The sequence below is a fragment of the Actinomycetota bacterium genome, assembly GCA_035759705.1.
Classification (GTDB): Bacteria; Actinomycetota; CADDZG01; order JAHWKV01; family JAHWKV01; genus JAJCYE01.
Genome location: DASTUJ010000161.1, coordinates 1 through 10,906 on the forward strand (window position 1 = coordinate 1; position 10,906 = coordinate 10,906).

Annotated in this window: 10 protein-coding genes; 2 read left to right on the forward strand and 8 right to left on the reverse strand. The window is 67.0% G+C overall.

Annotated elements, in window-relative coordinates; translation table 11 throughout:
* Positions 1-755, reverse strand: a 755-nt coding sequence (locus VFV09_10870) for a histidine kinase N-terminal 7TM domain-containing protein (protein ID HEU4868217.1), incomplete at its 3' end; no start/stop codon positions are given.
* A gap of 189 nt (positions 756-944) precedes the next feature.
* Positions 945-2,237 (reverse strand): MFS transporter, encoded by a 1,293-nt coding sequence (locus VFV09_10875; protein ID HEU4868218.1) that lies wholly within the window; start codon positions 2,235-2,237, stop codon positions 945-947.
* 103 nt (positions 2,238-2,340) lie between these two features.
* Between VFV09_10875 and VFV09_10880 the strand changes: the two genes are divergently transcribed.
* Together VFV09_10880 and VFV09_10885 are read left to right on the forward strand one after the other, a co-directional pair.
* A complete protein-coding gene (locus VFV09_10880; protein ID HEU4868219.1) occupies positions 2,341-2,880 on the forward strand; it encodes a hypothetical protein in 540 nt (179 codons plus the stop codon).
* A 76-nt stretch (positions 2,881-2,956) separates the two neighbouring features.
* Positions 2,957-3,421, forward strand: a complete 465-nt coding sequence (locus VFV09_10885; protein ID HEU4868220.1) for a hypothetical protein — start codon at positions 2,957-2,959, stop codon at positions 3,419-3,421.
* A 34-nt stretch (positions 3,422-3,455) separates the two neighbouring features.
* Here the strand turns inward: VFV09_10885 and VFV09_10890 are convergent, their stop codons facing one another.
* The 6 genes from VFV09_10890 to VFV09_10915 form a co-directional block, all read right to left on the reverse strand.
* A complete protein-coding gene (locus VFV09_10890; GenBank protein HEU4868221.1) occupies positions 3,456-6,218 on the reverse strand; it encodes a hypothetical protein in 2,763 nt (920 codons plus the stop codon).
* Between the two features lie 73 nt (positions 6,219-6,291).
* Entirely contained in the window at positions 6,292-7,485 is a 1,194-nt protein-coding gene (gene dinB, locus VFV09_10895) for a DNA polymerase IV (GenBank protein ID HEU4868222.1), read from the reverse strand.
* A gap of 155 nt (positions 7,486-7,640) precedes the next feature.
* Positions 7,641-8,450, reverse strand: coding sequence for a polyphosphate kinase 2 (ppk2, locus tag VFV09_10900; GenBank protein ID HEU4868223.1), 810 nt, complete (start codon positions 8,448-8,450; stop codon positions 7,641-7,643).
* 141 nt (positions 8,451-8,591) lie between these two features.
* A complete protein-coding gene (locus tag VFV09_10905) occupies positions 8,592-9,320 on the reverse strand; it encodes a glutamine amidotransferase (GenBank protein HEU4868224.1) in 729 nt (242 codons plus the stop codon).
* A 27-nt stretch (positions 9,321-9,347) separates the two neighbouring features.
* Positions 9,348-9,806 carry a cupin domain-containing protein gene (locus tag VFV09_10910; protein HEU4868225.1) on the reverse strand — a complete coding sequence of 153 codons (459 nt, stop codon included), beginning with the start codon at positions 9,804-9,806 and terminating at the stop codon, positions 9,348-9,350.
* A gap of 25 nt (positions 9,807-9,831) precedes the next feature.
* Positions 9,832-10,906: hypothetical protein (locus VFV09_10915; protein ID HEU4868226.1), on the reverse strand; the 1,075-nt coding region annotated here is incomplete at its 5' end.

The window sequence follows — 10,906 nt, forward strand, 5'->3', positions numbered from 1 at the left end:
ACGTCGGCGATCTGTTGGGGATCCAACGCCTTCATCAGCTCGAGCTCGGCCGCACGAAGCGCCAGCTCCTCCTCTCGCCGCCACGCCATGCGAACCAGCCGGGGCGGGGCAAAGCCGAGCAGGAAGAGCGGCGCGGTTGAAAAGGCTGCGATCTGTATGACAAACGAGAGGGGGGTCGGATCCTCGTCACCCGCCGGCGCGGACACTCCGGAGATCAACAACGCCAGTGCCAGTCCAAGGGTGGCCAGGCTGAGGGTCCGCATCCTACGCCGGGCAACGCCGGGCTGACCCTTGCCGCCCCGCCAAAGGCGCACCCCCACCACCGCGGAGAGGATGCTCCAGTTGGCCAGGAACAGGGCGAGGAATCCGAAGAACCACCAAGGAACCGGATCACCCGGCTGGGGGGAGTAGGGCAACATCAGCGTCGCGAGTCCCACCGAGACGGTGAGGGCAACCGCGACCCTGTCGAGCCAGCGCGGCGGCTTTACGAACGTGGACATGAACCGGTATAGGAATTGGGGGAACAGGCAGAGGACCAAAAAGAGCCCCTTCGCCGCCCACAGTGTCCCGGGAGTGTCGATTTCTTCGGGGAAGAAGGCGCCGATCGCGGCTACGAACGCGAAGCTCCCCAGGGTTGCTGCGAGCCATCCGGAGGCCGGGCTCGGCCGCCGGCGCCAGTGCCTGACCGCCAGGACGCCGAGCAGCGTGAACGCGAGGAGCTCAATGGACTGCAGCGCCTCGTAGGCCTCGTTCAAGGCTCGATCCGATGCTCAGTTGCGGCTAACACGGCCCGTCGTCCCCTGCTCTGGTCGATTTTCGGGGCACCCACCTGAAGGAACCACCCCAATTCCCCCCACCGTCCTATTTTGAGCGCGGTCAACGGGAAATACATGGGCCATTTGGACTTTGTTCGGGGGGCCGGATGGCCTTTTTTCGGCGGGCCGTCAGGCGGCATCGGGCTGCAGGTCAACCGCCAGCGCGATGTCACCGGTGAGCTCTTCCGTCCTCCGGGTGTGCGTGTAGCCCCAGCCCGCGGCCGCCAGCGCAGCCGCTCCGCCGACGACGAGACCGCTCCGGGCGCCGAAGGCGTCGCAGATCGCCCCCAGCAGCGGGCCGCCGATCGGGGTGCTGCCGAGGAAGACCATCGACTGCAGCGCCACCACCCGCCCGCGCATGGCCGGATCGGCCCGCAGCTGAACCAGAGCGGTCGACAAGGTCATGAACATGAGGCTGGCCGCCCCCAGGGCGAGGGCCATCGGCAAGGCGACCGCCAGGTTGGGGGCCGCCGCGAGGGCGAACATCGTCAGCCCGAACACTGCTGCGGTCCGGACGATGGTGCTGAGGCTCACCGAGCCGCGGTGGGCGGCGGCAAGGGCCGCCACCAGCGACCCAAGGCTCATGACCGAGTACGTCAACGTGTAGGCGATGTCGCCGCCGTGCAGTGTTTCCTGGATGAACAGCGGCAGGACCACCGGGAAGTTGAAGGTCAGGGTGCCGATCACCGTCATCATGATCAGCGGCACCCGCAACTCGGGAACGCTGCCGATGTAAGCGATGCCGGCCCTGAGCTGTCCTTTCGACCGGCCGGTCGTCCGGGGCCGGCGGAGCTCGCCGGGTTTCATCCTCCGAAGGCACTCCAGAACTGCGAGGTAGGAGACCGCGTCCACCACAAACGCCCAGCCGAAGCCCACGGTGGTGACCAGCACGCCGGCGAGCGCCGGCCCGACGACGCGGGAGCCGGTCATCAATGCGCTGTGAAGCGTCACCGCGTTGTGGATCTGCTCGGGCGGCACCAGCTCGGCGACGAACGCCCGGCGAGCCGGGGTGTCGAAGGCGAACATGATCCCGCCGGCAAGGGCGACTGCGTAGAAGGCGGGCAGCGGCGCGTTGGGGAGGAAGGCGAGAGCCGCCAGCGCCAGCGACTGCAGCATCTCGAGCGCCTGGGTCACCAGCAGTATCGTCCGCTTGTCCTTGCGGTCCGCCAGAAGCCCGGCCCAGGGGCCCAGCACGAGAATCGGCCCGAACTGGCAAGCGGTCAGTATGCCGACGGCGAGGCCGCTGTGGGTCCGGTGGAGCACCAGAAGGATCGCGGCGACCGAGGTGAGCCAGTTGCCGATTTGTGAGATCGACTGGCCGATAAAGAACAGCCTGAAGTTGCGGACCGACAGCGCCAGAAAGGTCTTGCGGGAGATACCCCGCAGACCGCCGACCGGCTTGTGTTCGGATAGTCGCTCCATCCATCAACGCTAACGTGAACCGGCGCCCTATGAGTCCGGCCCTTGACGCAACCGGACCTCGATGCTGGACTCTCAGCCCACCAAGCAAATCAGGGAGGCCGTGATGCGTACGCCGGTTTTCGAGTTGCACATAAGGCCGATGTTCCGGGCCACCGACCGCGAGCACATGCAGCACCTGTTCGGCGAGGACTTCGATCTCTGGAACTACGACGCAGTCGTTGAGTTCGCCGACCGGATCCTGGACAGCCTGGAGCAGAGCATGCCGCCGGACGACACCGGGGGGCCGTGGCCGGTGGAGTGGGTCCTGCTGTTTCAACGCTGGAGGCTGGCCGGGTTCAAGCGGCTCGAGCTCGGCAAAGGCACCTACGAGGTGCTGCGGACCGAGGACGTGGCCGACCTTGTCGCCACCTTCACGCTCCCGGCGCCGGGGTGGTCCGGGTGGCTGCAGCTGGAGTCGGTTTCGGATACGTCGAGGACCTACATCCTCTACCTCGAGGCGCCGGACGACCCGGAGGGCGGGTTGGCGGAGGAGGTCACGGACTCCGAGCAGTTCGACGTCCCGGGCCTGGAGAAGCTGTTCATCCACGACAAGGACGGCGTGAAGCAGCTGGCAATTCCCCAGACACCGGACGGCGCCGGTTAAGGAAAAATTCATGTCGAGCAAAGCTACCTTCGGTGCAATAATCGGCCGCTCAGTCACTTAGGGGGCAGAGTCGGTCATGGGTACGTACAACACCACGTTTTGCCTGGTGAACCTCAGCGGGAGGTCGATCTCGTCGACCTCGGTAGCAATCGACGATCCGGACGATTGGGACTACGTAACGGATGAAAACAAGAACCGGCCCGACCTTAACCTCGGCGGCGGTCTGGACAGCAACAACGCACGGTGCGAGCGGGAAGAGATCAACGCAGGTACCAGCAAGGGGTGCTGGTTCACCGTCGGGCTTGACTTCATTGGGCTGCCGGAGCCTCTTCCGAAGATGGAGTTCAAGGTCAACCAGTGGGATTACATTCCGGACCAGATCATGGATCTCACGCTGCTGTCCAATGCCGCAAACCCGCAGATGCCCAAGGCGCTCAAAGACCTGCCAAACGTACGGCCAAAGGTGCACCCGAACATCGTCTACATCGACAACGTTGATCCGTGGCTCTGTACGCCCATCATCAACTTGAACTACGGGTAAGCCTTGGCGAGTGAAACGCTCACGGGCGAGCTGTTTACGGCCGGGATGAGTCCAGGGTCCGGAGCGTCTGCTCCATGTACTCGCGGAACCGCGGGTCTTCGCGCCCGTCGAGGTAGTTGAAGCTGTGGCCCCAGAGGCGGATCTGGTTCGGGCCGGCCACCGGCGCCGGAGGGTCGTCGAAGTAGACGTCGTCCGGCCGGTCCGCCTCCGGCTCACAGCCAACAGGTCGGTGGGGCTCGACGAACATCCGGCCCCCGAGGAAATCCGTTGTGCGCCCGAAGTTCATCCACCCGGGCGCCTGGGGGTCCCGGGGGAGCGGGAACTCACTGTAATGGGCTTCCCGGTCGAGCCCCTCGAGTTCCGCCTTCAGCTCGTACAGGTCTTCCGGTCTGACGACGTTGGGGAAGGAGCGGCCGTAGGAGCGCTGAAGCATGCACCCGTAGGTCACGTAACGGATCTTGCGTAGCCTGCTCCGTGTGCCGTCGCCGAGCAGGCTCTCAAGGACGGCGCTGCATAGAAGTGTGCCCTGGGAGTGGGCCAGCAGGAGGACCCGGCGCGGGCCTTCCGTAAGCGCCAGCAGGCGGTTGCGGAGCTCGGGGACCGACCGTTCGCCGTAGCTCGGAGGCGCAAGCGGGTGAAACCGGCGGGGGAAGAAGCCGGTGATCTCCCAGAGGGTGCCGATGGCGCGCCGCAGCCCGGTGTCCTTCTGCGCTCCCCGTACCAGCCAGATCACCAGGAAGGCAATGCCGACCAGGAGCCAGGAGGCGAAGCCGACGAACCGGTCGAGGTCCTCCGCCGAACGTTGCAGGTACTGGCCGGTGATCACCGAGAAGGCGCAAGCCATGAAGGCGACGATCCCGACGGTGACGAGCCAGTCCAGGTCGTCCAGCAACGATGCGAACATCCGCCCTCTGGCAACCCTGACCGCAAGCTTCTCCTGCTCGTCGGGTGACAGGTCGCCGGCTTTGAGCGACTTGCGGATGCCGGGAACCGCCGCTTTGAAGCGAAATCGCCACAGCCCGGCGATGCGCGTCTGGAAGGCCAGCCCGAAGACCAGCAGGGAGCCGAGCCCGGCGGCTGCGATCCAACCCAGCTCGTCGTAGTAACCGATGACTGCGGCATCCGGGGGTGGCCCGCTCCGGCTCACCGGCACCGCACTGCCCAGCCGCTGCGCGGCGAAGACGATGACCGCCGCCGAGACGAGCGTCAGCGCAGCCGCCCCGACCGCAGCGAGCGTACCGGGCCCCCCGACCCGAAGCTTCCACCGGGGAGCGTAGTCGTGGGCCCGGCGTGCCTGCATCCGGGCGGCCCCCATCAGGTAGAGGCCGCTGATTGCTGCGCCCGCCAGGCCGGCCACCAGTCTCGATCCCGCTCCGGGCGCCGCCCTTATGCCCAGCACGGCGGCCAGGAAGACCGGCGCCAGGCCGAACGAGATCCAGAACTGGTTGTTGAGGTGGGCATCCGGGTCGTCCGGCACCTTCCGGCCGTCCACTTTCTCAACCGCTTTGGTCAGCCGGTTGCGCAGGGCGTAAATCGCCAGCCCCGCCACGGCGGCCAGCAGCCCGGCTCCCAGCCAGTGTGCCCAGAGGGGCCCCGGGAGGAACGAGAAGGCCCCCACCGGGGCGCGGGCGGGGCGGTTCAGCGCCCAGAACAGTGCCCCCCCGATGACCGGAATCGCCGCGAACATACGAATTTGGTCGCGGACGAAGTACAACATCAGCAGGGCGAACTCGGCCACGAGAACCCCGTCGAACGAGTTGCGCAGGGCGCCGAGGGTCATCGGGAGCCCGGCGCGCACCGGGGCGTTCCAGGAGACCCAGATCAGCGCGGCGATCGCAATGCCGGTGGCCACCGCGGTCAACCGCACCGCCCGCTGCCACCCGGTGACGCCGCCGGGACCGTGGCGGACGCTCCCGGCGGCAATGACCAGCCCGGCCGCTAGCCCGGCGAGCGCCCACAACCCAAAGTGGAGTGGCCGAATCCTGCCCGTCCAGGAGGGCTCGGCCAGGAGGGTGACAGCACCGGCAAGGGTGGCTCCCAGCACCGCAACCGCTCCTACACCGTGGGATGCGGCGAGCAGGCGGGTCACATCGGGCGCCTGCCAAAACCGGGAATCCCGAAGAGGCGTCATATCCACCAGCAGTTTGTCGTCGCCGGCGTCGGTCTTCGACCAGCGGGCGAAGTTGCGGGGGTCGCCCCGGCCGGTCCACAACAGCGTCAGGACCACCGCCAGCGGCAGCGCCGAAAACACGATGACCTGGCGGATGACGCTCGGGCCCACGAACTCGGTGATCGAGTTGAACCAGCCGAGCAGGTAGCGGCCCCGGCACGCCTCCGACCGGCCGCACTGGTAGGCGAGCAGGTCGACGAACACCACCATCGCCCACAGTGCGTAGTGGACAGTCAGGAGTAGACCGATCAGCCGGATCAGGGCCCTTTCCCACGCCCCGTTCGGTTTGGGTCCGACCATCCAGCCGGCGTGGTTGACCATTGCGAAAGGAAAGAGCAGCAGCCAGAAGGCTCGTGAGGCCGAACGGCTGCTGATGGCCGACCAGGAGTAGGCCTCGACGTTGCGATCCGGCCCGATCTCCGGCGGGCCGAGCCTTCGGTAGAACCCCGCCTTGTCGTCACCGGAGACAAACAGCGGGTGGGGATCGTTGACCAGGTCCTCGGGCGGGGCGCCGCTGACGCCGTGGGTGCGAAGCTCGGTGACCCCTTCGGGATCCAGGGGGTGCTCGGCTGTGCCCTGCGTGTCGATCCGGTAGTACCGTTCGAAGAACCTGTTCGGCTTCTTCAAGCGAACGCCCTCTTGGCTCCTGCTCCGTTGCTATCGGCACACTATTCGAACGAGCGGGGGCAGCAAAGCCCCGTCAGTCGGGGAGAAGAGGAACCGTCAGGTCCTCGCCGCGGTTCAACAGCACCCCGCGGGTGATCGACTTCGAGCCGAACTTGTCCCGCACGCCGTCCACGGCGGCGTCGATGGCGTGGCTCCTGGGTTGCGTCAACGGCAGCCCCGTTTGGTCCGCGGAGTCACTCGAGTCCAGGTTGCTCAATGTCAGCCCTATCAGGGTGATGCCCTGCTGCCGGATCATCGGCATAGCGGCCACCAGCAGGCCCCGGGCGGTGGTGATGATCGTAAGGGTGTGCGAGGTGGGCTCGGGCATGGTGTGGGAGCGGGTGGCGCGGGTGAAGTCGTCGAAGCGAAGCCTGAGCGTCACGGTGCGGCAGACCCGGTCCGCGGCCCGGAGACGGCGGCCGAGCCGGTCGGCCAGGGCTACCAGGTCGGCGTCCAGCTGCTGGGCCGTCCGGCCCCGGCGCCCGAGGGCCCGCTGGGCCCCCATCGACCGCCGGCGTTTGCGAACCTGCACCGGCCGGGGGTCCCGGTTGTGGGCCAGGGCGTGGATGTGCCGGCCCGAAGCCTGGCCGAGGATCTCGACCAGCGACGCCTCGCTCATCCACGCAACCTGCCTCACGGTCGTGATGCCGCGGGCGCGCAGCTTCTCGGAGGTCACCTTGCCCACGCCCCAGAGGCGCTCGACCGGCAGCGGGTGAAGGAAGTCCAGCTCGCCGCCGGCGGGAACCACCAGCAGGCCGTCCGGCTTGGACACTGCGCTCGCTACCTTGGCCAGGAACTTGGTGGTCGCCACACCCACCGAGATCGGCAACCCGACCCGCTCCCGCACATCCCGGCGAAGCCTCTCGGCGATCTCGGTCGGTGTGCCTGAGATCCGCCTAAGGCCGCCGACGTTGAGGAACGCCTCGTCGATCGAAATCCCCTCGACGAACGGCGTGGTGTCGTCGAAGACCTCGAACAACGCCTTGCTGGCCGCGCTGTAGGCGTGCATCCGGGGCGGCACGACCACCGCATGCGGGCAGAGCTTGCGGGCCGCCGACCCGGCCATCGGCGTGTACACCCCGTACTTCTTGGCCTCGTAGCTGGCGGCGAGCACCACGCCGCCTCCGACAATCACGGGCCGGCCGCGCAGTTCCGGGTGATCCCGCTGCTCGACCGAGGCGTAGAACGAGTCGGCGTCGGCATGCAGGATCGTTGCCTCATCCAGCATCGAACATATGTTCGCACAAGCCGGACCGGGAAGCTAGGGTTACTTCGCCCGAACGATGCGCTTGATGATGGCAGCGGTTATGGCTATGCCTGCGACCACGAAAGCGATCGCGACTGTTGTGTCGCGTGGACTCTTAGCGGAGCCGGCCGGCGGCATCAGTCGTACAGGTTCGGGACAAAGGTCTGGTCGGTGATGGGAGGCCTAACGTAGCCGCCGATGTCCTGCCGCGGCGGCAGCTCGATCGGCTCGGGCGTCAGGTCCTCGTACGGGATCAAGCTCAGCAAGTGGCTGATGCAGTTGAGGCGCGCTCGCTTCTTGTCGTCGGCGTCGACCACGTACCAGGGGGCTTGCTTGATGTCGGTATGGGCAAAGTTCTCGTCCTTGGCCTTGGAGAATTCGACCCAACGCCGCCGGCTCTCGAGGTCCATGGGGCTCAGCTTCCAGCGGCGGGTGGGGTCGTTCAGCCGTGACTGGAACCGGGCCTCCTGCTCCTGGTCGCTGACCGAAAACCAGTACTTGATCAACGTGACGCCCGAGCGGACCAGCATCCTCTCGAACTCGGGGCAGGACCGCAGGAACTCCTGGTACTCCTCCTCGGTACAAAAGCCCATGACCCGCTCGACGCCCGCCCGGTTGTACCAGCTGCGGTCGAACAGCACCATCTCGCCGGCAGCCGGCAGGTGTGCGACGTAACGCTGGAAGTACCACTGGTTCCGCTCACGCTCGGTGGGGGCGGGCAGGGCCACCACCCGGCAGATCCGCGGGTTGAGCGGCTCGCTGATGCGCTTGATCACTCCACCCTTACCCGCGGCGTCCCGGCCTTCGAAGATGACCACGACCTTCATTCCCTTGGCCTTGATCCACTCCTGCAACTTGACCAGCTCGATGTTCAGGCGCGCGAGCTCGTCGAAGTAGAAGTCGTCCTTGAGTTTCTTCAGGCGCTTGTCGCCCGGCGCGGTTTCCACCTTGCCGTCGTCCGCACCGGCTTTGCCGGCCTTTTTGCGCTCGTCAGTGCTCTTGGCCACGGCATTTCCCTTCCCGGGATCGGCCTGGTGCACACCTGAGTGGATTCTGCCGTTTCGCAACCTGTTTGACCAGCTAGCGCCCTAGTCCCGGGCAAAAAGCTCGACGAAGCGGCGAAGCAGGTCGGGTGGGTGGACCACGCTGCTTGCCCGGGCCCGGGCCTTCAGGTCGTCCGCTTCGTGGGGCTCGAAGTAGCCGGCGTGTTTGTAGACGTCGATGCGGACTGCGATGCCGTCGGCGTCCAGTTCCGGGTGGAACTGGGTGGCGTAGACGTTGGTCCCGACACGGAACGCCTGCACCGGGCAGGCTGAGGAGGAGGCAAGGTTGACGGCGTGTGCCGGCAGCTTGTTGATCGCCTCCTTGTGCCCGACGAACGCTTCGAAAGTGTCGGGAAGCGCCTGAAAGAGCCGGTCGGCGCGTCCCTCGTCGGTGAGGTTGATCATGGTCGGTCCGACCGGCTCCGAGTAGGTCCGGTCGACCACCGCTCCCTCGTGTATCCCCAGTGTGCCGATGCCGTAGCAGGCTCCCAGGAAGGGGAAGTCCCGGGGAACGATCCGGTCGAGCAGGGCGCTGATCTCGGCCTCAACCCGGACCTGGACGTCCGACTTCTCCACGTCGGACGAGTTGAACGGCCCGCCCCCGACGATGATGCCGGAGAGCTCGTCGAGGTCCACCGCGCCAAGCGGCCCCTGCTCCAGCCGCACCCGGCGCAGCTGGGACTCTTCGAGCCCGGCGAAGCGGCGCATCGCCTGGTACTCGTCGTCGGCCGCCAGGTCGACCTCCCGGGTGGCGAGGAGCAGGAAGGGTTTCATGGGTTCAGATCTTACGCAGGCTGCAGGTCAGGCTGGGTGGTTGGGGTCCACCCAGGCGACAAGCGTGGGAGCCTCGGCCACTTCCAGGTCCAGGTTCACCACTACCGGCTCCTGATCGCTCCGGACGACGATGCAGTTGAGCGGCTCATCGTCGTCGGCGTTGATCTCCTGGTGCGGAACGAACGGCGGGACGAAGATGAAGTCTCCCGGCCCGGCTTCGGCGAAGTACTCCAACCGCTCCCCCCAGCGCATTCGCGCCCGGCCCCGCACGACATAGATGATGCTTTCCAGCTCGCCGTGGTGGTGAGCGCCGGTCCGGGCCCCGGGATGGATCTCCACCGTGCCCGCCCAGATCTTCTCCGCCCCCACCGACCGGGTGACCGCCGCCTCCCGGTGCATGCCGGGGGTCTGCGGGGTATTCGGGTCGGTCTGGTCGCGGCGTACGACGCGGACGCCGTGCTCGCGCCAGTCGGGAGTTGGGGTCATGTCGACAGATAAGCCCCGACCCGGTTCAGGCCCCGGGCATCAGCAGCTCCGCCAGGTCGGAAACCGACTCGCCGTAGCGCTCGTTCGACCCTTCGACCACAGCCGCCGAAAGGACGCCCATGTCCACGTCCTCCACCCTGCGGGGCGAGGGCTCGCCCGGCGAGTGTTCGTAGTTGAAGACGATCACGTCCATGAACACCGGGCGCCGGAGCATCCTGCCCTCCAGCAGGTTGAGCAGGGCCTCGGCCAGGGCCGGGTAGGGCGTGAACTCCGGGTTGTTCAGCCAATCGGTGATGTCGGATTCCAGCACGCTGAAGTCGACCCCGACTGCGGCCAGCCGGTCCAGCACGGTCGGAGCGGCCTGAACCTGGAGTTGGACTATCCCCTTGAGCATGTTGCGGCCCTCCGGGTCGAGCCCGGGCAGCTCGTCGAGCAGCCTCATCGTGCTGGCGAGCCAGAACTGCTCGGCCTGGCGCCGGACCAGCAGCGAACCCCAGGGCGGTTCCGGGGTCGGCCGGCGGAATGGGACGGGAACCACACGGAAGCGGTCGGAGACCCTCTTCAGGCAGTCGCCGAGCTTCTCGGAGTCCTCGGGGTGGATCCCGTCGAACCACCCCTGGGCGGTGTAGGTGTCGGTGGCCGTTGCAGTGGCGCCGTCGCCGGTGACCGTAACCACCACGGGGGCCTCGAACCGCTCCCCGCCCCGTGAGGTCAAGGAGAGCTCGAAGACCACCGGGTCGATGGTGAACTGAACCGTAAAGCTCACCTCTCCGAAGGGGACCTCGACCGACCCGCTGTTCCCGGACACCGGCATCCCACCGACGGTCCACGCCACGGTGGGCGGAGTACCTGCCGGCTGGCCCTCTCCGCCGAAACCGGTGGTGCGGAGACGAAACTGGTCGAAGGTTGACGTGGCAAAGGTACCTTTTCGAACGCCGCACAGCCCGGCAGGCTGGGGCTCGCCGATGACGCCGACGAAGTCGTCGGAGTGGATTCCCCGAACGATCTCGACGCGCCGACCGATCCCGGTTGTGATCGACAGGTCCACCCCGTCGTCGGAGACGGCCGTGGCGCGGACGACGAGCGGAGTGGAAGCGACG

What these genes read in the sequence shown, in the direction of transcription:
- VFV09_10910 (HEU4868225.1), bottom strand. Translation starts at nt 9,806, where the DNA reads ATGACCCCAACTCCCGACTGGCGCGAGCACGGCGTCCGCGTCGTACGC.
- dinB (HEU4868222.1), bottom strand. Translation starts at nt 7,485, where the DNA reads ATGCTGGATGAGGCAACGATCCTGCATGCCGACGCCGACTCGTTCTAC.
- VFV09_10875 (HEU4868218.1), bottom strand. Translation starts at nt 2,237, where the DNA reads ATGGAGCGACTATCCGAACACAAGCCGGTCGGCGGTCTGCGGGGTATC.
- VFV09_10885 (HEU4868220.1), top strand. Translation starts at nt 2,957, where the DNA reads ATGGGTACGTACAACACCACGTTTTGCCTGGTGAACCTCAGCGGGAGG.
- VFV09_10880 (HEU4868219.1), top strand. Translation starts at nt 2,341, where the DNA reads ATGCGTACGCCGGTTTTCGAGTTGCACATAAGGCCGATGTTCCGGGCC.
- VFV09_10905 (HEU4868224.1), bottom strand. Translation starts at nt 9,320, where the DNA reads ATGAAACCCTTCCTGCTCCTCGCCACCCGGGAGGTCGACCTGGCGGCC.